This is a genomic window from Polaribacter sp. Z014 (assembly GCF_023555435.1).
Taxonomy (GTDB): Bacteria; Bacteroidota; Bacteroidia; order Flavobacteriales; family Flavobacteriaceae; genus Polaribacter.
In genome coordinates this window covers 276,736-303,377 of sequence record NZ_JALCZP010000001.1, presented here as the reverse complement: position 1 = coordinate 303,377, position 26,642 = coordinate 276,736, and the positions used below count along the sequence as shown (strand labels likewise).

At 29.4% G+C, this 26,642-nt stretch carries 27 protein-coding genes; 12 read left to right on the top strand and 15 right to left on the bottom strand.

Annotated features, from left to right (window positions below; genetic code table 11):
• Positions 1-9: 9 nt before the first annotated feature.
• From MPF19_RS01385 to MPF19_RS01365, 5 genes are all read right to left on the bottom strand, one after another.
• Positions 10-327 carry a heavy metal-binding domain-containing protein gene (locus tag MPF19_RS01385; RefSeq protein WP_203392858.1) on the bottom strand — a complete coding sequence of 106 codons (318 nt, stop codon included), beginning with the start codon at positions 325-327 and terminating at the stop codon, positions 10-12.
• Positions 328-499: 172 nt separating this feature from the next.
• On the bottom strand, positions 500-1,429 hold the full coding sequence (locus MPF19_RS01380; protein WP_197482032.1) for an SPFH domain-containing protein: 930 nt from the start codon (positions 1,427-1,429) through the stop codon (positions 500-502).
• 162 nt (positions 1,430-1,591) lie between these two features.
• The gene (locus tag MPF19_RS01375; RefSeq protein ID WP_249986465.1) at positions 1,592-2,134 is read right to left on the bottom strand and encodes a hypothetical protein; all 543 of its coding nucleotides are present in this window, start codon (positions 2,132-2,134) and stop codon (positions 1,592-1,594) included.
• 208 nt (positions 2,135-2,342) lie between these two features.
• On the bottom strand, positions 2,343-3,863 hold the full coding sequence (gene gltX, locus MPF19_RS01370) for a glutamate--tRNA ligase (protein ID WP_249986464.1): 1,521 nt from the start codon (positions 3,861-3,863) through the stop codon (positions 2,343-2,345).
• Positions 3,864-4,227: 364 nt separating this feature from the next.
• A complete protein-coding gene (locus tag MPF19_RS01365; protein ID WP_249986463.1) occupies positions 4,228-5,067 on the bottom strand; it encodes a hypothetical protein in 840 nt (279 codons plus the stop codon).
• Positions 5,068-5,202: 135 nt separating this feature from the next.
• On the opposite strand from MPF19_RS01365, the gene MPF19_RS01360 reads away from it, so the two are divergent.
• Genes MPF19_RS01360 through MPF19_RS01345 form a run of 4 tightly spaced genes read left to right on the top strand, consistent with a single transcriptional unit; the run spans position 5,203 to position 11,811 of the window.
• Positions 5,203-8,556: a coiled-coil domain-containing protein gene (locus MPF19_RS01360; RefSeq protein ID WP_249986462.1), complete on the top strand. Its 3,354-nt coding sequence runs from the start codon at positions 5,203-5,205 to the stop codon at positions 8,554-8,556.
• Positions 8,557-8,558: 2 nt separating this feature from the next.
• Complete coding sequence (ybeY, locus tag MPF19_RS01355; RefSeq protein ID WP_249986461.1) at positions 8,559-8,969, top strand: rRNA maturation RNase YbeY; 411 nt, start codon at positions 8,559-8,561, stop codon at positions 8,967-8,969.
• Positions 8,970-9,018: 49 nt separating this feature from the next.
• Positions 9,019-10,896, top strand: coding sequence for a tRNA uridine-5-carboxymethylaminomethyl(34) synthesis enzyme MnmG (gene mnmG / locus MPF19_RS01350; RefSeq protein WP_203392864.1), 1,878 nt, complete (start codon positions 9,019-9,021; stop codon positions 10,894-10,896).
• Positions 10,897-10,953: 57 nt separating this feature from the next.
• Positions 10,954-11,811: a class I SAM-dependent methyltransferase gene (locus tag MPF19_RS01345; RefSeq protein WP_203392865.1), complete on the top strand. Its 858-nt coding sequence runs from the start codon at positions 10,954-10,956 to the stop codon at positions 11,809-11,811.
• A gap of 144 nt (positions 11,812-11,955) precedes the next feature.
• On the opposite strand, the gene MPF19_RS01340 is transcribed toward MPF19_RS01345, so the two are convergent.
• The 7 genes from MPF19_RS01340 to panB form a co-directional block, all read right to left on the bottom strand.
• The gene (locus tag MPF19_RS01340; protein WP_203392866.1) at positions 11,956-12,354 is read right to left on the bottom strand and encodes a DoxX family protein; all 399 of its coding nucleotides are present in this window, start codon (positions 12,352-12,354) and stop codon (positions 11,956-11,958) included.
• 15 nt (positions 12,355-12,369) lie between these two features.
• On the bottom strand, positions 12,370-12,813 hold the full coding sequence (locus tag MPF19_RS01335) for a hypothetical protein (protein WP_203392867.1): 444 nt from the start codon (positions 12,811-12,813) through the stop codon (positions 12,370-12,372).
• Positions 12,814-12,845: 32 nt separating this feature from the next.
• Positions 12,846-13,232 (bottom strand): VOC family protein, encoded by a 387-nt coding sequence (locus MPF19_RS01330; RefSeq protein ID WP_249986460.1) that lies wholly within the window; start codon positions 13,230-13,232, stop codon positions 12,846-12,848.
• A gap of 1 nt (position 13,233) precedes the next feature.
• Entirely contained in the window at positions 13,234-13,692 is a 459-nt protein-coding gene (locus tag MPF19_RS01325) for a DUF1801 domain-containing protein (protein WP_249986459.1), read from the bottom strand.
• A gap of 405 nt (positions 13,693-14,097) precedes the next feature.
• Complete coding sequence (locus tag MPF19_RS01320; protein WP_249986458.1) at positions 14,098-15,036, bottom strand: 2-hydroxyacid dehydrogenase; 939 nt, start codon at positions 15,034-15,036, stop codon at positions 14,098-14,100.
• A gap of 26 nt (positions 15,037-15,062) precedes the next feature.
• Positions 15,063-15,416: a four helix bundle protein gene (locus MPF19_RS01315; RefSeq protein WP_249986457.1), complete on the bottom strand. Its 354-nt coding sequence runs from the start codon at positions 15,414-15,416 to the stop codon at positions 15,063-15,065.
• Positions 15,417-15,628: 212 nt separating this feature from the next.
• Positions 15,629-16,447, bottom strand: coding sequence for a 3-methyl-2-oxobutanoate hydroxymethyltransferase (gene panB, locus MPF19_RS01310; RefSeq protein ID WP_203392872.1), 819 nt, complete (start codon positions 16,445-16,447; stop codon positions 15,629-15,631).
• A 255-nt stretch (positions 16,448-16,702) separates the two neighbouring features.
• Here panB and MPF19_RS01305 point away from each other — a divergent pair, with 255 nt between their 5' ends.
• From MPF19_RS01305 to MPF19_RS01295, 3 genes are all read left to right on the top strand, one after another.
• Entirely contained in the window at positions 16,703-17,269 is a 567-nt protein-coding gene (locus MPF19_RS01305; protein WP_203392873.1) for a sigma-70 family RNA polymerase sigma factor, read from the top strand.
• Positions 17,270-17,272: 3 nt separating this feature from the next.
• Complete coding sequence (locus MPF19_RS01300; protein WP_203392874.1) at positions 17,273-17,536, top strand: hypothetical protein; 264 nt, start codon at positions 17,273-17,275, stop codon at positions 17,534-17,536.
• A gap of 196 nt (positions 17,537-17,732) precedes the next feature.
• Positions 17,733-18,374, top strand: a complete 642-nt coding sequence (locus tag MPF19_RS01295; protein WP_203392875.1) for an O-methyltransferase — start codon at positions 17,733-17,735, stop codon at positions 18,372-18,374.
• Between the two features lie 10 nt (positions 18,375-18,384).
• Here MPF19_RS01295 and MPF19_RS01290 read toward each other — a convergent pair whose 3' ends face one another.
• Entirely contained in the window at positions 18,385-18,711 is a 327-nt protein-coding gene (locus MPF19_RS01290; RefSeq protein ID WP_203392876.1) for a Sec-independent protein translocase subunit TatA/TatB, read from the bottom strand.
• Between the two features lie 89 nt (positions 18,712-18,800).
• Here MPF19_RS01290 and MPF19_RS01285 point away from each other — a divergent pair, with 89 nt between their 5' ends.
• From MPF19_RS01285 to MPF19_RS01270, 5 genes are all read left to right on the top strand, one after another.
• Positions 18,801-20,066: a D-alanyl-D-alanine carboxypeptidase gene (locus tag MPF19_RS01285; RefSeq protein ID WP_249986456.1), complete on the top strand. Its 1,266-nt coding sequence runs from the start codon at positions 18,801-18,803 to the stop codon at positions 20,064-20,066.
• Between the two features lie 23 nt (positions 20,067-20,089).
• On the top strand, positions 20,090-20,212 hold the full coding sequence (locus MPF19_RS19285) for a hypothetical protein (RefSeq protein ID WP_284041326.1): 123 nt from the start codon (positions 20,090-20,092) through the stop codon (positions 20,210-20,212).
• A gap of 262 nt (positions 20,213-20,474) precedes the next feature.
• Positions 20,475-21,770 (top strand): AAA family ATPase, encoded by a 1,296-nt coding sequence (locus MPF19_RS01280; protein WP_249986455.1) that lies wholly within the window; start codon positions 20,475-20,477, stop codon positions 21,768-21,770.
• 5 nt (positions 21,771-21,775) lie between these two features.
• Positions 21,776-22,408, top strand: a complete 633-nt coding sequence (locus MPF19_RS01275) for an RloB family protein (RefSeq protein ID WP_249986454.1) — start codon at positions 21,776-21,778, stop codon at positions 22,406-22,408.
• A gap of 195 nt (positions 22,409-22,603) precedes the next feature.
• A complete protein-coding gene (locus MPF19_RS01270) occupies positions 22,604-23,335 on the top strand; it encodes a zinc-dependent peptidase (RefSeq protein WP_249986453.1) in 732 nt (243 codons plus the stop codon).
• A 246-nt stretch (positions 23,336-23,581) separates the two neighbouring features.
• Here the strand turns inward: MPF19_RS01270 and MPF19_RS01265 are convergent, their stop codons facing one another.
• Complete coding sequence (locus MPF19_RS01265; protein WP_249986452.1) at positions 23,582-24,046, bottom strand: RNA methyltransferase; 465 nt, start codon at positions 24,044-24,046, stop codon at positions 23,582-23,584.
• Positions 24,046-26,619: a DNA mismatch repair protein MutS gene (mutS, locus tag MPF19_RS01260; RefSeq protein WP_502924904.1), complete on the bottom strand. Its 2,574-nt coding sequence runs from the start codon at positions 26,617-26,619 to the stop codon at positions 24,046-24,048. Before mutS ends, MPF19_RS01265 begins: the two co-directional genes overlap by 1 nt.
• Positions 26,620-26,642: the final 23 nt, after the last annotated feature.

Below are 26,642 nucleotides of genomic sequence, written 5' to 3'. Positions count from 1 at the left end.
ATTAAATTATTATAGTTTTACAGCGGTACCAGATGCTGTAACCATTAACATTCCTCCATTTTTACCTACGGTTTCATAATCTAAATCTACACCAACAATGGCTTGTGCACCTAAAGAGTTTGCCATTTCTTCCATTTCTTTTAAAGCAGAATCTTTGGCTTCTCTTAAAACCTTTTCATAAGAACCAGAGCGTCCACCAACTATATCTCTAATTCCTGCAAAGAAATCTTTAATAAAATTAGCTCCAATAATTGTTTCGCCTGTTACAATGCCTAAATATTGGGTTGCAGGTCTGTTTTCTATGGTGGGAGTTGTTGTTACAATCATTTATTTTTGTTTTATAAGAAACTTCATCTTTTATAAGATAGATAAAAGATGAAGTAAGGTTTTGTTCAATTTTAGGGTTATAGGCTAGTGTTTGTTACCACAATTATTCCCTCTAAATATTAAATATTTGTTATAGAAGCATATCTTTTACCTTTGGTTTAAGGTTGTTTAATTATTTATCTAATTTTTTTGGTTTTGCATTTTTCATAGCTTCACCAATTTGGTTACTTGCTGTAAAACTTGCAACCATATCGTTTAGCATTTGACTACCTGCTTGTGGCGAATTTGGTAGCAATATTAAGTTACTATTTGTTTCACTACCTATAGATTGTAAAGTATCATAATGTTGTGTTACAACGATTAATGCAGAAGCTTCTTGACTGTTTATACCAACTCTGTTTAAAACGTCTACAGACTCTTCTAAACCACGTGCAATTTCACGTCTTTGGTCTGCAATACCTTGTCCTTGTAATCGTTTACTTTCTGCCTCTGCTTTTGCTTTTTCTACAATTAAAATTCTTTGTGCATCTCCCTCATATTGTGCTGCTGTTTTTTCTCTATCGGCAGCATTAATTCTGTTCATGGCAATTTTTACCTGTGCATCCGGATCAATATCGGTAACTAAAGTTCTAATAATATCAAAACCATAATCTAACATGGCATCATTTAATTCTGTTTTTACAGCAATAGCAATATCATTCTTTTTAACAAAAACGTCATCTAATTTCATTTTTGGTACTTCTGCTCTTACCACATCAAAAACATAAGAAGTTATTTGATCATGCGGATAATCTAATTTATAAAAAGCATCATATACTTTTTCTGTAATTACTTTATATTGTACAGAAACTTTTAATTTTACAAAAACATCATCTAAGGTTTTTGTTTCAATAATAACATCTAATTGTTGAATTTTTAAACTCAATTTTCCAGCAATTTTATCAACAAAAGGAATTTTTAATTTCAGTCCAGATTGTTTAATGCTATGAAATTTTCCAAAACGCTCAATAATAGCAGCAGTTTGTTGCTTCACCATAAAAAATGATGAAAACAAGATAAGTGCAATTATAACAATAGGAATAATAATAGAAGTTGGTATCATAGTTTATTTTTAAATAAGTTAATAATTTGTTTTATGTAAAGATACTGATTTTCAGTAGTTATTTATAGGACGCACTTTTATATAAATGTTACAATTTTTTAAAAAGAAAATCCTGTAAAACGTAAATTTTACAGGATTTTTAAAAGTTGTTAAGTGTTTTCTTTATGCTTCTTCTTTCGGAAAAATTTTATATATTTTTCTATTGTATTTAATCCACTTTTTATATTGTTTTTCAGAAAGTAAAACTTTCATTTTTTTATCTAATATTAAATCTTCTTTCTTTAGAATTTCAGAAATTGGTTTTAGGTTTTCTCCCATTTTTGTCATTACTTTTTTCTGAGAAGAATTATCCCCCGTTTTTATGACCTTTTTCTGATAGTTCTCAACCAAATCTTTAGTGCTTTTTAATACAAAAGTGTTAATTCTAGTAATATCTTTAATATCTTTATTGTATTTGGTTAATACCTTAGAAAATTCTTTACCTACGTTAGATGAAAGCTTTATACTCGATTTTTTAGCTGCTTTTTCTATATCATAATTTACAATACCAATATATCTTTCTACATCAAAATTAGGTTCTGGAGCCTTTTGTTCGGTTTGCGGCAATTGATTTTGTCGTTGTCTACCATTATTGTTTCCGTACCCATATTGAGCTTTAGTTGTAAAAACACAACTTAATGCTATAAGTAAGATTATTTTTTTCATGATAATAATTTTATTTTTCCTGCAAGATATTAAAAACATTTCGATTCAATTTTACAAAAAAAAAGAATAATACGTCCAATTGTCATTTCTACGATAGGAGAAATCTCATAATTTATGATATCTGAAATTATCTAACTTTATGTGATTTCTCTCTTCGTTCGAAATGACAAAACTGTATGTTATCATTCTTATATGGTAAAATTGTTAGCTACAATTTTTCAATTGCGTTTTCTATTCTTTTAATTGTTTCTTTTTTACCAATCATTGCAATGATATCAAATAGGTGAGGACCAGCTAATTTACCAACTAAAGACAAACGTAAAGGTTGCATTACTTTACCAAAACCAATTTCTTTAGCAGTAATCCATTCTTTAATTTCTTTCTCGGTATTTTCTGATGAAAAATCTTCGATTTTTTCAATAACTGATACTAACTCTTGCATTAACGAGCCAGTTTCTGGCTTCCAATTCTTTTTGGAAGATTTTGCATCGTATTCTGTTGGAGTTTTGAAAAAGAAACTAGATAAATCCCAAAAATCATGTACAAAAACGGCTCTTTCTTTTATTGCTGAAACTACTTTTAAAACATACTCTTTGTCTTTTGTAATTCCTTTTTCAGATAAAATAGGCAAGTATAAATCAGTCAATGCATCATCAGACTTGGTCTGCATATATTGTTGATTGAACCATTTAGCTTTATCCGGATTAAATTTTGCGCCAGATTTACTAACACGTTTTAATTCGAAAGCTTCAATTAATCCTTCTAAATTAAAAATTTCTTGTTCTGTTCCAGGATTCCATCCTAAGAAAGCCAACATGTTAATAAAGGCATCAGAAAAATAACCATCTTCTTTATATCCACGTGAAACATCGCCAGAAACTTCGTTGGTATATTCTAAAGGAAATACTGGGAAACCTAATTTATCGCCATCACGTTTGCTTAATTTTCCTTTACCAACTGGTTTTAAAATTAATGGTAAATGCGCAAATTTAGGAGCGTCCCAACCAAAAGCTTTGTATAATAAAACATGCAAAGGCATAGAAGGTAACCATTCTTCACCACGAATTACGTGAGAGATTTCCATTAAATGATCATCAACAATATTAGCTAAATGATACGTTGGCATTCCGTCTCCTTTAAATAAAATTTTATCATCTAAAGTATTGGTGTCAATTCTAATATTACCACGTATTTCATCTTCCATTCTTAAAAGCTCATCTTGTGGCGTTTTAAAACGGATTACATAATTCTCTCCAGCATTTATTCTGTTTTGTACTTCTTCTTCAGTTAAAACTAAAGAATTTATTAAACGTCCTTGTGCTCTGTTATGCCAATTGTAAATAAAGGTTTTTCCTTCTGCTTCGTGTGCTTTTCTTTCTGCATCTAAGGCTTCCGGAGAATCAAAACAGTAATATGCCCAATCAGTTGCTATTAGTTTATCTGCATATTCTTTGTACAATTCTTTACGTTCCGATTGTCTGTAAGGACCAAATTTTTCGTTCTTTCCTGGACCTTCATCAAAAGGAATATTACACCATTCTAAAGCGTCTATAATATATTGTTCTGCATTTGCAACATAACGCGTTTGGTCTGTATCCTCTATACGAAGTACAAAAGTTCCATTATATTTTTTAGCAAATAAATAATTGTATAAAGCTGTTCTTACACCTCCAATATGTAAAGGTCCTGTAGGACTTGGTGCAAAACGAACGCGAACATTAGATTCCATTTTTTTTATTTTTAAATTCCTGATTTTTCAGGAAAGACATTGTTAATGTACCTTAAAAAATATTTAAGGTATTTTTTTTAATGTGCAAAGATACTTTTTAAAAGAGAGAATAGAAATTAGAGAAAAGAAAAAATAGCGGTGTTTTTGAATTACAAAAGAGGAATAAATATAAATAATCTTATTAGGTTCTAAATGAATGGTGATAAAAAGTCTTCGACAAGTTCCAACAGACATTGGTCTTTTTAATTGGATGCATAGATTTTTTATTAATTTTATAATAGTATAAATTAAATACGAATATCAATTTATACTCAAAATGTCAAACTGAGCTTGTCGAACTTTTAATATATTGAATTGTAATTTTCTAAAACTTCTTATAAATACCAACAGATAAAGCAACTTGTTTGGCAACATTATTTCCAAAAAAGGCAGCTGGTAAACTTGCTGTAATTCCAAAATTATTAGAAAACTCTCCAATTGCTTTTACACCAACTACACCATATTCTTGGTTGTTAACATATAAACCTATATCTAAATTTGAATTAGGTAAAATAACATCACCATTTTTAAATGATTTTTCGATATCTAGAAAACCTATCAACCAAATGTTTTTAGAAACTTTACCACCATACTCACCACCAACTTTAAAGTTAGAACTATAGTTGTTAGTTCTAATTTTAGTTCCTATAAAAGTTTGTAAATAAGATTTCTTAAAACTTTTTCCAGCTAAAAATAGGGGAGTGAAAGTAAATGCATCATAACCCGTTCTAATTCCCGAACTTTTATCAAAAGAACCCGTGTTTGCTTCAACAGAAAACTGAGCAGAAAGTAGCCAGTCTTTTTTATAATAATTGTGTTTTATCCCAATTTCAATATTTCCTAAATTATTTTCTTTATTTGAATGTTCTGGGCAAGGACCAATTAAACAAGGATTTACTAATCCTTTATGTTTAATAATTTTATAAGGCACATTTACAATCAATGTTGTATTATCTGTAATACCATATTCACCATAAAGTTGAATTGTGTTGTCTGTTATTTTACCTGGAATTTCATAATCTGGGTTGCCAAATAATTCGTTATAACTAGGTATTGTAGTGAACGAAATTTGTGTGTAAAATTTTCCTTTTTCTTGAGTCCAAGGTCCTTGAGAAAATATTGATAAACTTGTTAAAAGGAATAATAATAGCGTTACTTTTTTCATATAAATGGATGTAATTTTGATTGTAATTGACAGGTTAATTTTTTGGTGGAACAAGTTTATAAATACTTACAAAAATCGTTTTAACAATTATTTGATGGTGTATCGAAGTAAAAATAGTATTTTTATTAGTTAATTATGAGCGGATTTAAAAATATTGAGGAAAAATTACGTCAGTTTACACGGAAGTATTACATAAGTGAATTGATAAAAGGAAGTATATTATTTATTTCCTTAGGATTTTTGTATTTTTTTTTCACGGTATTTATAGAATATTTTTTGTGGTTAAAGCCAACCGCTAGAACTATTTTATTTTGGGTTTTCTTATTAGTAGAGTTGTTTTTGTTAGTTCGATTTATTTTTATCCCAATTTTTAAATTAGTTGGTTTAAGAAAAGGAATTTCTTTTGAACAATCTTCTAAAATTATTGGAGATCATTTTCCTGCGGTTCAAGATAAATTATTGAATGTTTTGCAATTGAAAAAAAACAGTAATAATTCTGATTTATTGTTGGCTAGTATTGATCAAAAATCAGAAGAGTTACAACCAATTCCATTTGTAAAGGCTGTAGATTTTAAAAAGAATAAAAAGTACTTAAAATATGCTATAATTCCTATTTTAATTTTTTTAATTACCTTATTTACAGATAATAACGATAAATTATCTCAAAGTTTACAACGTGTTGTACATCATAATACGGCATATAATCCGCCTGCTCCATTTAAATTTTTATTAAATAATACGAATTTAAAAGTGGTACAAGGAAAGTCTATTTCTATTTTGGTTGAGACTCAAGGAAAAGTGTTACCTATGGAGTCACAGATCCATTTTGAAAATCAGCAATATTTTTTACAAAATAATGGCAACGGAACGTTTTCTTATACGTTTTCTGATGTTCAAAATCCAATTGATTTTTTTATTGAAGCAAATGGGGTTCAATCTCAAAATTATAATATAGAAGTAATAAAAACACCTACCATTAATAGTATTTCTTTAGATATTAATTATCCAAGATATCTAAATAAGAAAAATGAAACTATTAAAAACTCTGGTAATATTATAGTTCCCGAAGGTACAACCATTACTTGGAATGTATCTACAAACCAAACAGATTCTGTGGCTTTTATTTACAATAAAATGAGATTTTTTTTTAGGCAAATAAATGAGCATCAATTTAAATATTCTAAAACAATTAAAAATACACTGAATTACAATATTGCTTCTTCAAATAATAATTTAAAAGATTTTGAGAATTTACAATTTTCTGTAGATGTTGTAAAAGATGAGTTTCCTTTAATTAGTGTGCAATCAAATATTGATAGTGTTTCACGTGGAACATCAGAATTTGCTGGTCAGATTTCTGATGATTATGGTATTAGAAAATTACAGATTGTTTATTATAATGAGTTACAATCAGCAATTAAAAATAGCTGCAATTTAGAAATATCCAATCAAAATATTCAATCTTTTTTTTATCAATTTCCGATAGGATTAAATCTTATAGAAGGTGTTAATTATGAATTCTATTTTCAGGTTTCAGATAATGATGCTGTAAACGGAGGTAAAAAAACTAAGAGTAAAGTTTTTAATTTTCGGCAAAAAACAAGTGATGAAGTAGAGGAGGAGTTATTGCAAGAACAAAAAAATACCATTAATAATATTGAAAATTCTATACAGAAACAAAAGAATCAACAGAAAAATTTAGAAAAGGTTCAGCAAGATTTACAAGGAAAGAAGAAGTTTAATTGGAATGATAAAAAGAAAATAGAAAAGTTAGTAGAGCGTCAGAACAATTATAATAAAATGATGCAACGTCAAACTGAAAAATTACAAGATAATTTAGAGGAAAAGAAAGAAGAAAATGAGGATCTTCAGAATAAAAAAGAAGAGTTAAAAAAGCGTATTGAGGAATTAAAGAAATTAGACAAGCAACAAAAGCTTTTAGATGAAATTCAGAAAATGGCAGAGAAACTTAACAAAGATGATTTGTTAAAAAAAGCGAAAGAATTATCACAACAAAATAAGCAACAAGAAAGAAGTTTAGAACGTATTTTAGAATTGACGAAGCGTTTTTATGTAGAGCAGAAAACAATGCAAATTGCAGATAAGATTGATAAATTATCTAAAAAACAAGAGGAGTTATCAGAAAGCAAAGAAGCTACTTTAGATGCTCAGAAAGATATTAAAAAGGAGTTTGATGCTATTAAGAAGGAATTAGATGACTTAAATAAGGATAATGAAAAATTAAAAGAACCTATGGAACTTCCGGATGTGGAAGATGAAAAAGAAAATATAGAGGAAGAATTAAATAAGTCTGAAGAAGAACTTTCTAAAGAGAATAAGAGTGAAGCAAAAAGTAGTCAAAAGAAATCATCTAAAAAGATGAAAGAAATGAGCGCTAAAATGCAAAAAGCGATGCTGGATATGGAAGGGGAATCTATGGAAGAGAATATGGATGACTTGCGAAAAATTTTAGAAAACTTAGTTATTTTTTCTTTTGGTCAGGAAAAATTAATGAATAAGTTTGAAGAAAGTTCTACGTCACACCCAAATTTTGGTAAGGACTTAAAGAGGCAAAATGAACTAAGAACTTATTTTGAACATATAGACGATAGCTTGTATGTGTTGTCTATGCGAGTGCCTAAAATTTCATCTAAAATTAAGGATGATTTATCTACTACTCATTATAATTTAGAACAGTCTTTATATAATTTTTCTGAAAATCTCTTTATAAACGGAGTGTCTAACCAACGTTATGTAATGACTTCTGTAAATAGTTTAGCAGATTATTTAAGTAACATTTTAAGTAGTATGAAAAATTCTATGTCCATGAAAATGGGTAAAGGAAAGAAAGGAAAAGGACAAGGATTTAGTCTGCCAGATTTAATTAAGAAACAGGGAGAATTGTCTAAAAAGATGAAGGATGGAATGAATAAAGGAAAGAAACCTGGAGAAAAGGGTAAGCCTGGAGAGAAAGGTGAAAAAGGAAAAGAAGGTAAAGGGGGTAAACCAGGTAAAGATGGTAAGAAAGGTGAAGATGGAGAAGGTGGTTCTAGTGATGATTTAAATGGAGAAATCTATGAAATTTATAAGCAGCAAAGTTTATTAAGGCAAGAATTGCAAAAACAAATTAGGTTGTCTGAGGGAGATGGTAATGGTGGTAATTCTGATGCTAAGAAAGCTTTAAAGAAGATGGAGGATTTAGAAAACGAAATTTTAGAAAAAGGTTTTAATGCTGGAACGCTTCAAAAAATGGAGCATTTAAATTACGAATTATTAAAATTAGATAAGGCGGCGTTAGAGCAAGGAGAAGATAAAAAGAGAAAATCGAATGCTAGTTTAAAGGAATCTCAAAAACGGAATATAAAAGCTATTCAATTTAAAAAGCAGTTTTACAATCAAACAGAAATATTAAATAGACAATCGTTACCTTTGCAGCTAAATTATAAAAAGAAAGTCAGACATTATTTTTCTGACATAAAAAAAGAGTAGGTATGGTAACTTTTAATTACGAAACTGAATTTAAATTAGATCATGAAAATCTGCTAGAATATTGGGTAGATACTATTGTTTTAAATCATGATTATAGTATTGGTGAAATCAATTATATTTTTTGTGATGATGCATATCTTCATAAATTAAATGTGGAGTTTTTACAACATGATACACTTACAGATGTTATTAGTTTTGATAACACTTTGGGGAAGTTGGTGAGTGGTGATATTTATATTTCTGTAGAACGGGTAGCAGATAATGCAACAGATTTTAAGGAAGATTTTATAGATGAATTGCATAGAGTAATGATTCATGGTGTATTGCATTATATGGGTTATAAAGATAAGTCTGAAGAAGAAAAAAAGAAGATGAGAGCAGCCGAGAATAAAGCATTGGCAGCCTTTAATTAAGAAATTAGTAATTAAAAATTAAGAGAGTTTCACGTGGAACTATAAAAAAATGAGTTTATTTTCAACAACATACGATGTTATTGTAGTAGGAGGTGGTCACGCAGGAAGTGAGGCTGCTGCATCCGCTGCTAATATGGGTGCGCATACCTTATTAATTACAATGAATTTGCAAAATATTGCACAAATGAGTTGTAATCCAGCCATGGGCGGAATCGCAAAAGGACAAATAATAAGAGAGATTGATGCACTAGGAGGTTACAGTGGAATTGTAACTGATAAGACCGCTATTCAATTTAAAATGCTTAACAAATCTAAAGGACCTGCAATGTGGAGTCCAAGAGCGCAATCCGACAGAATGCAGTTTGCAGAATGTTGGAGAACGATGTTAGAGCAAACAGAAAATGTAGATTTTTATCAAGATTCTGTAAATGGTTTATTGTTTGATGGCAACAAAATTATAGGAGTTAAAACGGCTTTAGGTTTAGAAATAAAAGCAAAGACCGTGGTAATTACTGCAGGTACTTTTTTAAACGGTTTAATTCATATTGGTGATAAAAGTTTTGGTGGAGGTAGAGCAGGAGAAGGAGCATCTACCGGTATTACAGAAGATTTAGTTGCTAAAGGTTTTGAATCTGGTAGAATGAAGACTGGAACGCCACCAAGAGTTGATGGACGATCTTTAGATTATTCTAAAATGATTGAGCAACCTGGTGATGAAGTAACAGAAAAGTTTTCTTATTTACCAACTACTAAAGCATTGGTAAAACAACGTTCATGTTGGCTTACGTATACCAATTTAGATGTGCACGATTTGTTGCGTACAGGGTTTGATAGATCGCCAATGTTTAATGGTAGAATTAAATCTACAGGGCCAAGATATTGTCCTTCGATAGAAGATAAGATAGATCGTTTTTCAACTAAAGATAGACATCAAATGTTTATTGAGCCAGAAGGATGGACTACTTGTGAAATGTATGTAAATGGGTTTTCAACTTCTCTTCCAGAAGATGTCCAGGACAAAGCAATTCGTTCTGTAGCTGGTTTCGAAAATGTAAAATTCTTACGTTATGGGTATGCAATAGAATATGACTTTTTTCCACCTACACAATTAAAACATTCTCTAGAAACAAAAATTATAGAAAATTTATTTTTCGCAGGTCAAATAAACGGAACAACAGGTTATGAAGAAGCGGCAGCACAAGGTTTAATGGCTGGTGTAAATGCAGCATTAAAAACGCAAGAAAAAGAGCCATTTATTTTAAAAAGGAACGAAGCTTATATAGGTGTTTTAATAGATGATTTAATTACTAAAGGAACCGAAGAGCCTTATAGAATGTTTACATCTAGAGCAGAATATAGAACCTTGTTAAGACAAGATAATGCAGATTTAAGATTAACTCCGTTAGGGTTTAAATTAGGTTTAGCATCTCAAGAGAGATTAGATAGAGTAATAGAAAAACAAGAAAAAGCAGATTTATTAATTCAGTTTTTACAAAATACAAGTGTAAAGCAAGAAGAGATAAATCCTATTTTAGAAGCAAAAGGTTTGGCTTTAATTAATCAATCTATGAAGCTTTATAAAATAGCAGCAAGACCTCAATTAGATTTTTCTGATTTTAAAAGTGTCGAGAAATTAAACGTCTTTTTAGAAGAAAATAAAATTGACAAAGAAGCAATTGAGCAAGCTGTTATTCATTTAAAATACTCTGGTTATATAGAGAAAGAGAAAAACAATGCAGATAAATTAAATAGATTAGAGAATGTAATGATTCCTTCTAAATTTGATTATCAAAAAGTAAAATCGATTTCATTTGAGGCGAGAGAAAAATTAAGTAAAATTCAACCAACATCTATATCACAAGCAAGTAGAATTAGTGGCGTTTCTCCCAGCGACATTTCTGTGCTTTTAGTGTATATGGGTAGATAGTATAATGAAAAAAAATGTGAATGTTCCTCGTGGAACATTTTGAAAAGAAAAAGTATTATGGGGAAAAAAAGAGTGCTTCATACAAAATTAGAGCCTTTTTTAAATTGTAAAGATTTTACGGTTTCAGATGAAACTTATGAAGTAATGTTTAATACAGAATACGATATGTTGGTGACTTCACCAGTGCCTGTAGATTTAGAAAATTACTACAAAAGTGAAAACTATATTTCACATACTGATAGTAAAAAATCATTGATGGATAAAGTATATCAAGCTGTAAAAAATATAACCTTAAAAAGAAAACTAGCGCTAATTAATTCTTTTAAAACGGAGTCTAAAAATATTTTAGATGTTGGAGCAGGGACAGGAGATTTTTTAAAAATATGTGATGTTAATGGGTGGAATGTTTTAGGTATAGAACCAAGTGCTGATGCAAGAAATATTGCCAATGAAAAAGGAATTGTTTTACAAGAGGAATTACTTGAAATTGAAAATAAAAAGTTTGATGTAATTACTCTCTGGCATGTTTTAGAACATGTAGAAAAATTATCGGAATATATTATAAAGTTAAAAGAGCTACTTTCTGAAAATGGAAGGATTGTAATTGCGGTTCCAAATTATAAAAGCGACGATGCAAAATATTATAAAGAATACTGGGCTGCTTTTGATGTACCAAGACATCTTTGGCATTTTTCTCAAACCTCAATTCATAAACTGTTTTCTGAAGAAAATATGGTGGTAGAAAAAACGATACCCATGAAATTTGATTCTTATTATGTTTCTCTTTTAAGTGAAAAATATAAAACTGGTAAAATGAATCCGCTTAAAGCTTTTCATAGAGGTTTTGTTTCAAATCTTAAAGCAAGAACAACTTCTGAGTACTCTTCCTTAATATATGTAGTTAAAAAGAGCTAAAATCGATTTTAAACTATTTGTAAATCATTTTTATATAAGGAATAGTATTAGTTGTTTAATAAAATTTAAAAAGCCCTTAAAACGATTGTTTTAAGGGCTTTTTTTATAAATATTATTTATAGGATAATTAAAAAACTATCAATTTTACTTATTTAATAAATATACACCACAAAGTGTAATGATAAAATAGACACCTAAAGACATTGCTCCTGGATAATCTTTTGCCAAACGTTGACCAATAAGCATAAAAATTATACTTACCGCAGAAAGCTCTATTCCGAGTAATGCAATTTCTTTTATTTGAAAAATGTAAATTTGATACACTCCAATTATCATTAATATCGATGCAATAATTTCTGTTATGAAAAGAATTGTCAATAAAAAAGAAACTTTATTTTTTAAAGGAGAATTTTTAAAATGACTTTCTATATAATTCACACTTCCTTTCCAATCAGAAATTTTTTCAAAGGCAGATATTAAATAAGTGATTATTAAAAAGAGTAAGATTAAAACCTCCGTTGGGTATTCAGATAAAAAACGCATAATTACTTCTCTTTATTATTTTCCGAATAAGCGTTGTAAAAAGCTTTTAGACTTTTCTTTGATCTCTTTTAGTTCCTCTTTGGCATCTTCTGCAAAATCAGTTAAATGTTCTGCAGCTTCTCCAGCTAATTCAGATGCATTTTCTTTAATGTCTTCAAAAGTTTCTTTGGCGTCTTCTGTAAACTCAGTTGTTTTTTGTTTTGCTATTTCTGTATATTCTTCTGCTTTGTGTTTTACCTTTTCTATATTTTCATCAGATAAAAGCTCGTTTACTTTTTCTTTTGCACTCTCTAAAGCTTCTTTAGCATCATCTACAAACTCGGTTGTTTTCTCTTTTGCAGTATCTGCAAATTCGTTAGATTTCTGTTTGGTATTTTCAATGTTCTCTTTTGTTTCATTAGCAATAGAACTTGTTGCTTTTTTTACTTCTTCGTCTGAATTTTTATTTTTTTCTTTCATGATTTTTTTGATTATATTATTGTTATGTAAAACTAAAGAAAAGCTTTATCAATAGGTTCCCATAGCTCAATTTTATTTCCTTCGTTGTCTAAAATCCAACCGAATTTACCATAGTCGTATTCTTCCATTTCACCTACAATAGTAACACCTTCTTTCTTTAATTCAGCTAATAATTGTACTAAATTTTCTACTCTATAATTAAACATAAAGTCCTTTTTAGAAGGTTCAAAATGTTTGGTATCCTCTGCAAACGGACTCCATTGTGTAGAGCATTTATTTCCGTTTTCATCTTTCCACCAAAAAGTACATCCCCATTCATCTGTATTAAAACCTAAGTGATTTTTATACCATTCTTTGGCTGCTTTTGCATCTTCAGATTTAAAAAATAAACCTCCAATTCCTGTAACTCTATTTTTCATTTTATTTCTTTTTTATTTTAGATTCGTAAACAGCGATCCACTCATCAACAGTTATTTTTTTACATAATTCAGCAATTAATTCAAAAGGAATTTCTTCTATTTTTTTAAATCGAACACAGCTTTTTCCCATATCTAATGTATGTTTGCAATGTTTTTGATATTTGTTGCCAAACCAATCTTTAATTTCTGGAATGGCATAAATACCGCTATGATATAAATTTATAGAATTTTTTTGTGAAGCAAAACTCATAAAAGGTAAGGGCTCTTTTGGGGTACAATGATATCCGTCTGGATACAATTTATGAGGAACATAAAACCCAATCATTCCGTATTGAATGCCTTCTTCAAAACCATTTGGTAGGTTTTCTTTAATGATTTTACGTAATTTATGTAACGCACTTTTACGTTCTTCCGGAACCTGATCTATATAATCTTCTGATGATGTGGCTTTGTATTGCATAATTTTAGGTGTATACAATTGTCATTTTGAAATGAGACTTTTTTTGTTGATTGATAAATCTCTTCAAATTTGACAATAATAAGGTTCTTCTTATTCTTTGTTCGGAAAGATAAAGGATTACAAGTTAAACATATTTTGTGAATTAGAAGTTTTGAATAAACCTATAAAGAAGCTAATGTAAAACTGAGCAACTTTATGAGATTTCTCCCAAAAGGGTCGAAATGAGAAATCTGGTTGTAACCACAGCTGAACATAAAAAACACACAAAATTGTTATTTCGACTTTAGGAGAAATCCCATAACAGTGATAACACAAACCTATGTAATTTCTTGTTAGGTTTTATAATATAAAAAGACCCTTCAGGTTTTAGAAACCAGAAGGGTCTGAATGATGTAATAAAAGTATCTAACAAAATTTAGCCTTAATTTTATCTACGATGGTTTGTGCCAATCTTTCTTTACTTTCAATAGTCCAACCAGCAACATGAGGCGTTAACAAAACGTTTTCTGAATTGATTAAATATTGAAAAGCTGCTGGCATTTTATCATCAGAAAAAAGATTTTCAAAAGATGCTTTTTCATATTCTAAAACATCTAAACCTGCACCTAAAATTTTACCCGTTTTTAAAGCTGAAACTAAATCTTTGGTGACTACAGATTTTCCACGTGCAGTATTTATCAACCAAAAATTATTTTTAAAACCATTTATAAAATTGGCATTGATCATTTTTTGAGTAAGTTCGGTTTGTGGTATGTGCAAACTTAAAATTGCTGCTTTTTCTTGTAATTCTTCTAAAGAAACTTGTTTGCAATTAGCATCGCCAACATTTGGTTTTATATCATAACACAGTACTTCAACATCAAAACCACGTAGTTTTTTAGCGAAAGATTTACCCATATTTCCATAACCAATTAAACCAACTGTTCTTCCGTCTAGTTCAATACCTCGGTTTTCTTCGCGTAGCCATTTTCCGTTTCTAACTTCTTTATCCGCTTTGTTTAGCTTGTTAAATAATGATAATAGCATTCCTAAGCTATGTTCTCCTACAGCGTTTCTATTTCCTTCAGGCGCGGCAATTAAAGTAATTCCTAAGCTTTCTGCATATTCACAATCTATATTTTCTAATCCAGCACCAACACGTCCAATAAACTTTAGATTGGTTGCTTTATCTAAAAATGCTTTATCAATAGAAAAACGACTTCTAATTATAAAACCATCGTAGTCGTGAATTTTAGCTAAAATTTCTTCTTTTGAAGAAGTGTAATCTTCATCGTTTTGATATCCTAAATCATTTAATTGATTTAATAATAAAGGATGATTTGAGTCTAGGTGTAGTATTTTCAAAATTCGATTTTTAGATAGTTTGATTTTTAGATTTTTAGAGAGGAAATAAATCTTGACATCATTTTTATAATTTGGTCTAAAGTGTGTTGAAGTTTTTCTAATTCTTCTTTTTGAATAAAATCTAAATCACATGAAATTAGTAATTGAGTTTCTATTTCATAACAAGAACCTAAGGAAATTCTTAAAAACCGAGCAAAATCTTTATTAGATACCCTTGAAGCTCCTTCAGCAATATTTGATGGAATTGATACTGATGCTCTTCTTAATTGAGATGTCAATCCAAATTTTTCATCATTAGGAAAATACTTTGTAATAAGGTAAATATCTTTACAAAAGACTCTACTTAACTGCCAAAACTTTAAATCCTTATAGCGATGCATTTTTTATTTTTTTTAGATTACTAGATTACTAGATTACTAGATTACTAGATTTTTAGATTACTAGATTTTTAGTATTTTAGATTATTAGAAATTACAATCCAACAATCTAACGATCTAACAATCCAATTTAACAGATTATTGGTAGTTTAATATATTGGATTTTAGAAATTTCCATCTAACCATCTAACCATCTAACCATCTAACCATCTAAATTAATACTGTTCTTTATCGCTTGGGAAATCGCCACTTTTTACATCATCAATATAGTTTTTAAAGGCACCAGTCATTTCTGTATGCATATCTAAATATCTACGTAAAAAACGAGGATGAAATTCATGGGTCATTCCTAGCATATCATGGGTTACTAAAACCTGACCGTCAACACCATTTCCGGCTCCAATACCAATAACAGGAATAGAGATTGCCTCTGCAACTTCTTTGGCTAATTTAGCAGGTACTTTTTCTAAAACAACGGCAAAACAGCCTAGTCTTTCTAACATTAACGCATCTTCCATTAATTGTTCTGCTTCTTCTTCTTCTTTTGCTCTAACGGTATAGGTACCAAACTTATAGATAGATTGTGGTGTTAAACCTAAATGCCCCATTACAGGAATTCCGGCATTTAAAATTCTTTTTATAGATTCTTTAATTTCTTTACCGCCTTCTAATTTAATAGAATGTCCGCCAGATTCTTTCATAATTCTAATGGCAGAACGCAGTGCTTCTTTTGGGTCAGATTGGTAACTACCAAAAGGCAAGTCTACAACCACTAAACATCTAGTGATAGCTCTAACAACAGAACTTGCATGATAAATCATTTGATCTAAAGTAATAGGCAATGTAGTTTCATGTCCCGCCATAACATTAGAGGCAGAGTCACCAACCAAAAGCACATCAATACCAGCGCCATCTAAAATTTTTGCCATTGTAAAATCATACGCAGTTAACATGGAAATTTTCTCTCCATTTTTCTTCATATCTACTAAAGACTTTACCGTAACTTTTTTATATTCTTTTTTTGCTGCTGACATATTTTATGTTTTTTTTAATGACTGTAAATGTAAGAAAAAGCATTAAATATTAAACTAGTTAATCTTTCGTTAATCTTAAGTAAATAAAAAATATGAATTGATTATTTGTTTAGATTTATTGCTTTATAAAATATACAGATTATTGATGTTTTTCAGACGCAAAATTTAATAGGTTAATTATTTTGGTAGCTATAAATCGGAGACGAAATTTTAAAGTAATACAGAATAACATTATATTTGGATTTTATTTATCAAATGATACAAGAGCAAGTTTTATTAAATACAGACAAATGGATAGATAATTATGCAGATTATATGTATAATTATGCTGTTGTACGTGTAAATAACGGTGATTTAGCTAAAGACTTAGTTCAAGATACTTTTTTTGCCGGATTAAAATCTGCCAAAAATTTTCAAGGTAAATCAACGGAAAGAACTTGGTTAATTTCTATTTTAAAAAGAAAAATAATAGATCATTACCGTAAAATAAATTCTAAAAAAGGACAAGCCGAAGTTAGAATGAATTTTTATGATGATGGTGAAAATGAAGGTAATTGGATAGAAGAGAGAGTGCCACAGAGTTGGGACAATCAATCTGAAAAAACCATTGAAAACGAAGAATTAAAAAGTCAGTTAGAATCTTGTATAGATGCTTTACCTGAAAAATATGCGATGGTTTTTAGAATGAAAACCATACAAGAGTTTGAAACTGAAGAAATTTGTAAGGAGTTAGATATTACGGCGTCTAACCTATGGGTTATCATTCATAGAGCAAGAACACAGCTCAGAAAATGTATGGAAGATAATTGGTTTAATAATTAAGAAATGTTTAAAAGTTTAAGAATTACTTGCGACGAAGCCACAACCATTTGTGACAAAAGCCAATATGGAGCTGCTACTTTAGGAGAAAAAGTGAAATTAAGTATTCATTTTTTACGATGTAAGGTTTGTTCTTTATATACAAAGCAAAATAATACGCTTACAAATTTGTATAAAGGGCATGCAAAAAGCTGTAAAGAAACAAAACGTTGTTTAAGTAAAGAAGAAAAGGAAGCTTTGAAAAAGGAGCTAGATAAAATTAAGATATAAAAATATTTTGGTGATTTTTAGAAAATCACAATTTTTGATTTTTTGTTAGATTGAAACGGGATTTATAGAAATATAGATTCCGTTTTTTTAGTTTAGAATATTAGATTATTAGTATATTAGATTTTTAGAAATTACAATCCAACAATCCAACAATCCAACAATCCAACAATCCAACAATCCAACAATCTAAAAAAGGATGCATTTTTTACCAGAAAATATAGATAATTACGTTGTGGAACATTCGCAACAAGAACCAACAATTTTAAAAGAATTAAGTAAAGAAACTTGGCAAAAAGTATTGAATCCTAGAATGTTAAGTGGTGCTTTTCAAGGGAGAGTATTGTCTATGATTTCAAAATTAATGCAACCCAAAAACATTTTAGAAATTGGTACTTATACTGGTTATTCTGCTTTGTGTTTAGCAGAAGGTTTAGCATCCGAAGGAAAAATTTTTACTTTAGATAAGAATGAGGAACTAGAAAATCTTCAAAATAAATACTTTGAGAAATCTGGTTTTAGAAGTCAAATAAAACAAATTGTAGGTAATGCCATAGAGATCATACCAACTATTGATGAGAAGTTTGATTTGGTTTTTATTGATGCTGATAAAAAGAATTACATCAACTATTTTCATTTAATTATTGATAAAATGAATTCTGGCGGAATTATTTTGTCTGATAATGTACTTTGGAGTGGTAAAGTAGTAGAAAAATTAGATGCTAAAGACAAAGACACTAAAGTACTTTTAGCGTATAATAAACTATTAAATACAGATGATAGAATAGAAACTGTTCTTTTACCAATTAGAGATGGTTTAACAGTTAGTAGAGTGAAATAATAAAAAACGACTAAAAATTTCTTTTAATTGGTCCTGTTAGATCTTCAATATTATCTTTTACAGAATTAATTCCTTTGTTAATGTCTTTTGTAATACTTTTTAATTCCTCATTAACGCCTTGAGTAACTTCTTTAGTAGAATCAGTTTCTGTTTTTGGTAATTTAGAACTTTCGTTAATTTCTCTCTTAATATCATTGGTTGCATCTTTTACCTGACGCATTCCTTTTCCTAATCCTCTGGCTATTTCAGGAATCTTATCTGCACCAAAAAGCATCACCACAATTAACATGACAACCATAACCTCTGGACCACTAATAAATAAAAGAGTAGAATTCATAAAACAAAGGTAAATATTTATTCAATATATAATCTTCACAAACTAAAATATTTGTAGTTTAGAAACAAAATATTTTAAAAATAGTGTAAATGCTTAAAAGAGTACTTGTAATTTTTATTTTAACCACTAGCATTGTTGGTTGTAAAGTAGTAAATCTATCAAATAATATAGATAAAATAATGACTACTCCTTTTTTTGAAAATCAATTTACAGGCATTTATATTTATGATGTAAAAGCAGATAAAGTACTTTATAATTATAATGCAGATAAGTATTTTACACCCGCAAGTAATACCAAAATTTTTACACTGTTTACCGGTTTAGAAATGTTACCAGATTCAATTCCGGCTTTTAAATATGCTGTAAATAAAGACACAATTACCATTCAAGGTACTGGAGATCCTACTTTTTTACATCCATTTTTTAAAGATAGTACCGCTTTAAAATTGGCAAAAAAATATAAAAAAGTACATTTAATTACCAATAATATCTCTGATAAAAGATATGGACCAGGTTGGGCTTGGGAAGATTTTGATAGTTATTTTAGTCCAGAAAGAAGTGCTTTTCCTATGTATGGAAATGTAGTAGCAATCCAAAATGAAGATTCCATAAATGTAACTCCTTATTATTTTGCGGATAAATTAAAAATTACAGATAAAAGTTACGGACGTAAAGAGCTTTCTAATTCTTTTTACTTTGGAAGAAATAGAAAAAGAGATACTGAAATTCCGATGATTATAAGCGATTCTTTGCTTTTAAATCTCTGGAATGATATTTTACCTAACAAAGTAAGTTTAATTCATAAATCGACTTTAAAACCGTCTACAATTGCGTATAGTATTCCTAAAGACTCTTTGTTTAAAAGAATGATGGAAGTAAGCGATAATTTTTTAGCAGAACAGATTTTAGTTTTAGCTTCATCCACTCTTTCAGACACGTTAAGTTCTGCAAAAGCAAGAAACTATCTATTAGAAAATCAATTGAAAGATTTACAACAAAAACCACGTTGGGTAGATGGCTCTGGATTGAGTAGGTATAATTTATTTACACCCATTTCTTTTGTGGAAGTTTTAACCAAAATGTATCAAAAGATCCCTGAAGAACGATTGTTTCAATTTTTTCCTGTTGGAGGAAAAATAGGGACTTTAAAAAAATGGTTTTCAGGAAATTCAAAACCTTATATTCATGCTAAATCGGGTACTTTGGGGAACAATTATAATTTAAGTGGTTACTTAATTACAAACTCTGGTAAGATTTTGATATTCAGTTATATGAATAATCATTTTATGCATTTTAATGCTGATGTAAAAAGTAAAATGCAAACTGTTTTTGAAGAGTTGAGAGATAATTATTAAAGTTTTTTTTAAAAAAATATATTATGGAAGAATTAATAAACGACTTTAGTGGAGGAGTTTTTATTTGGCAAGTAATTCAAATAATATTTTTGGCGGCCGCGGTATATTTTTTATACAAATTTTCGAGACGTTTTAGTGAAAAATAAATTTTACTGTTTTAGGATTAACAAGTATATTTATACGATATAATAAATTGCTAAATCTAAATATCTATAAATAATTATAAAAGTAAATACTTTTTTTTAAACCCTGTGAATTTAGGGTATAAAACAAATTTTTACTGTTATATAGATAGTTGGCAGTAAGCTGAAAAATAGATTCTTTAACAAAAATTAAACATTAAAAAACACTATAAATTAAATTAATTACCGTTAATTTGTAAACAACTTACAAAATTAAGATACAAAAATGATAATCAATTTTAGTTTGCAAAACTTTGGCTCTATAAAAGACAAGCAAACATTGACATTTGAAGCAGACAAATCTGAACACCTAAATGATTATTACATAATTAAAAAAAGTGGTTTTAGGTTACTTAAATTAGCTCTTATTTATGGTGCTAATGCATCAGGAAAAACAACAATACTTAACGGTTTAGAGTTTTTACGCGATTTGATTCTTGAGCCTGAAGAAAAGAAAACTGACGAATTAAAATTCAAACCTTTTCTTTTTGATGAAGAAACACCAAATCAGACTTCAAAGTTATCTATTGATTTTTTACAAAAAGGCATACGATATGATTACGAGATAGAATTTACAGAACAAGCTATCGTTAGTGAGAAATTAGATAATTACAACCCAAAAAAAGCCAATATATATAAAAGAACAACTGATTTAAAAAATCAATTTTCGGAGATAAAATTTGGTAGTAAAATAACAAAAGATAAGACTTTTAAGAAAACACTAGAGTCAAATACTCTTTGGAATAATACAGTATTAGGTGGGTTTTTAAAAACCAATATTGACTTTGAAGAATTAAATGAGGTATTGGACTGGTTTAGCAACTACCTTAAACCATTAGTTTACACAAAAACCAATCTAGAAGGTTTTATTACATCAATAATTGAGGATAAAGAAATACTTAAAAAAGATGTAATAAATATTCTTAAAAAAGCTGATTTTCATATATCTGATATTTTAATACAAGAAGAAGAAAAAGAAGTACCTTCTGAATGGATAGAATTTGTGGAAAAACAACTTAAAATATCTAATGATAAAGTTAGCAAGTTAAAAGAAAATAGAAAAATAACTTCTGTAAACATTGATTTTGAACATACCGTTAATGGTACAAAATACAGCCTACCTATTGACCTGGAATCTCAAGGTACAAGAAGGTATTATGGTTTTGCAGGTTTATTAGCTTTATTAATTAAACACAATCATCTGATTCCAATAGATGAATTAGAAGCTTCTCTTCATCCTGATTTATATATTCAATTCATATTATCATTTCTTGTAAATTCAGAACATTCTCAAATATTGGCTACTACGCACAATCGAGAAATATTAGACAATAAAGACATCTTTAGAAATGATGCCATTTGGTTCACTAATAAATTAGAAAACTGCTCAACGCAATTATATTCTTTAGCTGATTTTGACACTTCTGTTATTAGAGACACCACTAATGTTTTAAATGCATACAAAAGTGGAAAACTTAAAGGAAAACCGAATTTAGGAGATTATTATATTGACCTTGATTAACGATTATGAGAAAAAGGTCTAAAATTAAAGTAAAAGGGGCAAATACATTTGCATTTGTTGTAGATGGAGACACTGAAGTTTGGTATTTACAAATGCTTAAACGTAACGAAAGAGAACTTAACATCAGTATAGAACCAAAACTTCCTAGTAAAAAAAGTATATCTGAGCAATTTGAAATGGTTATAGGTTTAGCTCAAGACTACACAAAGGTACTTTGGATTGTTGACTATGACGTTATTGCAAAAGAAACCCGTGAAGCAAGAAAGGGAAATGAAACTAGTGAGCAATTATTTATAAAACTAAAAGAAAAAGCTAAAAAACTTGAAAACGTTATTGTTATCGTCAATAACCCTTGCATTGAGTTTTGGTTTTTGCTTCATTTTGAAAAAACAACTAAACTTTTTACAGATTGTAATTCTGCTGAAAAACAGCTCAAAAAACACATAACTGATTACGAAAAGACAAGGAGATACTTTACTAAACAAGACAATGATATTTACTTAAAATTAAGAAGTAAGTTGGGTGATGCTATAGAAAACTCTAAAAAGCTGAAGTTTGAAAAAAACAATACTAGTAAAGCTATTTGTGAAATGGATTTATTATTTAACATTAAAGAAATCAAAAAGGTAATCGAATAAAATAAAGCCTACTGCCAACACCGTATATAATTTATTGCTGGCTTCTTGCCTACTTACGAAAGTCCTCGCGGACTTTCTTGGTCGATAATTATTTACTAAATTAGTTGCTTAAACCACGCAACTAACCATACAGAAACACGTTACTTTTTTAAACATCTTTGTCACTATCATTCCTACTTTATAAAACATTAAAATTTGAAAATAAAGTATAAAATATTAGCTCCTTTTTATAGAAAAAAATCAAAAATTGAGTGTCATCAAGTTTTACTGAAATCTAATTCATATTATAAGAACCTTTCAGATGTTCATAAAACTAATTTTCAATTAAGAACATTGTTATTTATTTCTACAACAAACTTCAGTTCAGAGCCTGGTTTCATTGTAAATAAAAAAATGAAAATTATTATTTCGAGTGCTTTTGTTCAAATTACATTTGGATTAAAAACCGATACTTTAAATAAGTTTAATGATGTATTTGTTGCACCAAGTTCTTACTCTTATAAAAATAATACAGCCGTTTTTAAGGGTGATGTAAATATTGCAACTAAAAAGGTAAATATGTCTTGGCCTGCAATAGAAAAGGGCTTTAAAATTACAGATGATGCACTTAATTTATCTATTCACGAATTTGGTCATTGTTTAATTTTTGAGAATCATACAAGATCTTATTTCTCTAAAATATTTAATAATAGTGATTTTGAAAATTGGAAAAGTCAAGCAAAAACGAAATTTAAAAAAATAAAAGCGAAAGAAAACATCGTTTTAAGGGATTATGCAGGTACAAATCTTGTCGAGTTCTTTTCTGTTTCATTAGAAACCTTTTTTGAACAAGCAGCATATTTTAAAGAAAACGAGCCAGAATTGTATGAAAGTATGACGAAATTATTAAAGCAAGATCCAATTAATAAAAAGAATCCTATTTTATAATATTTACAGATTTTTAATCATTAGTGTCCGATTAATATTTTTTTTCAGTTTGATAAATCTTACAAAACAAGGGTTTTATGTGTTTTTTTTGATGATACCCTTGCTTTTTTAAAGTAAAATTACTGAGAAAAGGCAGACTAATTTTAATTTAAGTTACATCTCTTTGTCAAGGTATTAGAGTCAAGTCTTGGTTCTTGGTTCTAAAAGCGAAGCGGTCTTATGTCTTTTATCGGACAATAATGATTTTTAATCAACTTTAAAATTAAACTTTGCTTGCCGATCGTACATAATAATGCTTCCTGCAACAGAAACATTTAAGCTCAATTCCGATTTAAATTTTACTAAATGATGCGATTTTTCGATAGCTGCATTAGACAATCCATGATCTTCTGCGCCTAATAAATACACGCAACGTCTCGGATGTTTAAAAGTTTCTAATTGTACCGCTTTTTCATCTAATTCTACCCCCACTAACATGGCGCCTTTTGGCAAGTTGTTAAAGAAATCATCAAAATTTTCGTAATGAAAATAAGGCATTGCTCCAGTGGCTTTGTGCGTATCGCAAGCTTGTTTTGCATACCGATTGCCAATGGTAAAAATAAAACTAGCGCCCATATTTTGGGCAGAACGCCAAAGGACACCTAAATTTTCGGGTGTTTTTCCATTCTGAATTCCGATACCGAAAAAACCTTGTTCTAAATTATTTACCATTACTTTTTAATCAACATTCTTTTAATTTCATTCAACTTCATTAAGGCTTCAATAGGTGTTAAAGTATCAATATTTGTGGCTAAAATTTCTTCTTTAATATTTTCTAAAAGCGGATCATCTAACTGAAAAAAGCTGAGTTGCATTTCTTCATTCTGTTCTTGTTTTAAAACGTCTTTAACTTCGGCATTTTTATTGTTCTTTTCTAGTTTTGCTAAAATTTTATTCGCTCTATGAATTACCATATTCGGCATTCCTGCAAGTTTGGCAACATGAATACCAAAACTATGATCAGAACCACCAGAAACCAATTTACGTAAGAAAATAATGGTGTTTTCTAATTCTTTTACAGACACATTAAAGTTTTTAATGCGCTCAAAAGAAGTCGTCATTTCATTTAATTCATGATAATGCGTTGCAAACAATGTTTTTGCTTTGGTTGGATGCTCGTGTAGGAACTCAGAAATGGCCCAAGCAATCGATATTCCGTCATAAGTAGACGTTCCTCTACCAATTTCATCTAACAAAATTAAACTACGCTCAGAAACGTTATTTAAGATGGAAGCCGTTTCGTTCATTTCTACCATAAAAGTAGATTCTCCCATAGAAATATTATCACTTGCACCAACTCTGGTAAAAATCTTATCTACAATACCAATTTTTGCATTCTGAGCCGGAACATAACTTCCCATTTGAGCCAATAAAACAATCAATGCTGTTTGCCTTAAAATAGCCGATTTACCAGACATATTTGGTCCGGTAATCATAATTATTTGTTGTTGAGTTCTATTCAACACAACATCATTTGCAATATAAGCTTGATCTATCGGTAACTGTTTTTCAATAACAGGATGACGACCATTTTTTATTTCTAAATCGGTGCTTTCATCCATAATCGGACGCACATAATTGTTATCTATTGCTAAAACAGAAAAAGAAAGTAAACAATCAATTTTTGCTATAACCTGTGCATTTTCTTGTACAACTTGTACATATTGAATGATATATTGTAATAACTTAGAAAATATTTCTTGTTCTATTTTGGCTATTTTTTCTTCTGCACCAAGAATTTTAGTTTCGTATTCTTTTAATTCTTCGGTAATATATCGTTCTGCATTTACCAAAGTTTGTTTACGAATCCATTCCTCTGGCACTTTGTCTTTATGAGAATTCCGAACTTCAATATAATAGCCAAAAACATTATTGAAAGAAATCTTTAAACTTGTAATTCCTGTGCGCTCTGTTTCACGCTTTAGCATGTTATCTAAATACTCTTTACCAGAGTTAGAAATGGCACGTAAATCGTCTAATTCTTGATGAACACCCGTTGCAATGGCATTTCCTTTGTTGATGTTTACCGGAGCATCATCAAATAAGGTTTCATTAATTTTTTCAATTAAATCTTGGCAAGTGTGTAATTGATTACCGAGTTGTTTTACTGCTTTATTTTTACTGCTTTCTGCGGATGTTTTTATCGGAAGAATTGCTTTTAAAGAATCTTTTAAAAGTACAATTTCTCTTGGCGAAGCTTTACCAGTTGCCACTTTAGAAATTAATCTTTCTAAATCGGATATTTGTTTTAGTTGATAGGTTACGGTCTGAGAAAATTCATCTGAATCAATAAAAAACTTGACCAATTCATGACGATTTTTAATCTCATCAATATTTTTTAAAGGAAGCGCCAACCAACGTTTTAGCAATCTTCCGCCCATGGGCGATATTGTTTTATCAATTACATTTAAAAGGGTAACTGCGTTGATGGAATTCGGATTGTAAAGCTCCAAGTTTCGAACCGTAAAACGATCCATCCAAACATAATTATCTTCAGCAATTCTGCTAATATGCTGAATGTGTTTTAACTGATTGTGTTGCGTTTCAGATAAATAGTACATCACTGCACCGGCAGCAATAATTCCGTTTTTAACATCTTCGATTCCAAAACCTTTTAAACTTTTTACTTCAAAATGATTTTGTAATGTTTCGTTGGCATATTCTTTTTGAAAAACCCAATCGTCTAAATAAAACGTGTAATAACGGTTTTCAAAAAGTTCTAAAAATTGTTGTTTGTGTTGTTTTTGAACCAAGACTTCACTAGGACTAAAATTCTGCAACAATTTATCAATATATTCTGCATTTCCTTGCGCCACTAAATATTCACCAGTAGAAACATCTAAAAATGAAATTCCGAGTTGTTTTTTATCAAAATGAACAGCTGCTAAAAAGTTATTGGTTTTGGTTTGTAACACTTCGTCGTTTAAAGAAACTCCGGGTGTAACCAATTCTGTAACACCACGTTTTACAATGGTTTTGGTCATTTTTGGGTCTTCTAACTGATCACAAATAGCAACACGCATTCCAAACTTTACCAACTTTGGTAAATAGGTATTTAATGAGTGATGCGGAAAACCGGCCAAAGCAGTTTCTGTTTCACTTCCGGCACCACGTTTTGTTAAGGTAATTCCTAAAACATCGGCAGCTTTTTTAGCGTCTTCACCAAAGGTTTCATAGAAATCTCCTACTCTAAAAAGTAACATTGCATCAGGATATTTATTCTTGATTGCGTTGTATTGTTTCATTAAAGGAGTTACCTTTTTTGCTT

Coding starts and splice junctions, on each gene's coding strand:
- MPF19_RS01385 (WP_203392858.1), bottom strand. CDS start 327: ATGATTGTAACAACAACTCCCACCATAGAAAACAGACCTGCAACCCAA.
- MPF19_RS01380 (WP_197482032.1), bottom strand. CDS start 1,429: ATGATACCAACTTCTATTATTATTCCTATTGTTATAATTGCACTTATC.
- MPF19_RS01375 (WP_249986465.1), bottom strand. CDS start 2,134: ATGAAAAAAATAATCTTACTTATAGCATTAAGTTGTGTTTTTACAACT.
- gltX (WP_249986464.1), bottom strand. CDS start 3,863: ATGGAATCTAATGTTCGCGTTCGTTTTGCACCAAGTCCTACAGGACCT.
- MPF19_RS01365 (WP_249986463.1), bottom strand. CDS start 5,067: ATGAAAAAAGTAACGCTATTATTATTCCTTTTAACAAGTTTATCAATA.
- MPF19_RS01360 (WP_249986462.1), top strand. CDS start 5,203: ATGAGCGGATTTAAAAATATTGAGGAAAAATTACGTCAGTTTACACGG.
- ybeY (WP_249986461.1), top strand. CDS start 8,559: ATGGTAACTTTTAATTACGAAACTGAATTTAAATTAGATCATGAAAAT.
- mnmG (WP_203392864.1), top strand. CDS start 9,019: ATGAGTTTATTTTCAACAACATACGATGTTATTGTAGTAGGAGGTGGT.
- MPF19_RS01345 (WP_203392865.1), top strand. CDS start 10,954: ATGGGGAAAAAAAGAGTGCTTCATACAAAATTAGAGCCTTTTTTAAAT.
- MPF19_RS01340 (WP_203392866.1), bottom strand. CDS start 12,354: ATGCGTTTTTTATCTGAATACCCAACGGAGGTTTTAATCTTACTCTTT.
- MPF19_RS01335 (WP_203392867.1), bottom strand. CDS start 12,813: ATGAAAGAAAAAAATAAAAATTCAGACGAAGAAGTAAAAAAAGCAACA.
- MPF19_RS01330 (WP_249986460.1), bottom strand. CDS start 13,232: ATGAAAAATAGAGTTACAGGAATTGGAGGTTTATTTTTTAAATCTGAA.
- MPF19_RS01325 (WP_249986459.1), bottom strand. CDS start 13,692: ATGCAATACAAAGCCACATCATCAGAAGATTATATAGATCAGGTTCCG.
- MPF19_RS01315 (WP_249986457.1), bottom strand. CDS start 15,416: ATGCATCGCTATAAGGATTTAAAGTTTTGGCAGTTAAGTAGAGTCTTT.
- panB (WP_203392872.1), bottom strand. CDS start 16,447: ATGTCAGCAGCAAAAAAAGAATATAAAAAAGTTACGGTAAAGTCTTTA.
- MPF19_RS01305 (WP_203392873.1), top strand. CDS start 16,703: ATGATACAAGAGCAAGTTTTATTAAATACAGACAAATGGATAGATAAT.
- MPF19_RS01300 (WP_203392874.1), top strand. CDS start 17,273: ATGTTTAAAAGTTTAAGAATTACTTGCGACGAAGCCACAACCATTTGT.
- MPF19_RS01295 (WP_203392875.1), top strand. CDS start 17,733: ATGCATTTTTTACCAGAAAATATAGATAATTACGTTGTGGAACATTCG.
- MPF19_RS01290 (WP_203392876.1), bottom strand. CDS start 18,711: ATGAATTCTACTCTTTTATTTATTAGTGGTCCAGAGGTTATGGTTGTC.
- MPF19_RS01285 (WP_249986456.1), top strand. CDS start 18,801: ATGCTTAAAAGAGTACTTGTAATTTTTATTTTAACCACTAGCATTGTT.
- MPF19_RS19285 (WP_284041326.1), top strand. CDS start 20,090: ATGGAAGAATTAATAAACGACTTTAGTGGAGGAGTTTTTATTTGGCAA.
- MPF19_RS01280 (WP_249986455.1), top strand. CDS start 20,475: ATGATAATCAATTTTAGTTTGCAAAACTTTGGCTCTATAAAAGACAAG.
- MPF19_RS01275 (WP_249986454.1), top strand. CDS start 21,776: ATGAGAAAAAGGTCTAAAATTAAAGTAAAAGGGGCAAATACATTTGCA.
- MPF19_RS01265 (WP_249986452.1), bottom strand. CDS start 24,046: ATGGTAAATAATTTAGAACAAGGTTTTTTCGGTATCGGAATTCAGAAT.
- mutS (WP_502924904.1), bottom strand. CDS start 26,619: ATGAAACAATACAACGCAATCAAGAATAAATATCCTGATGCAATGTTA.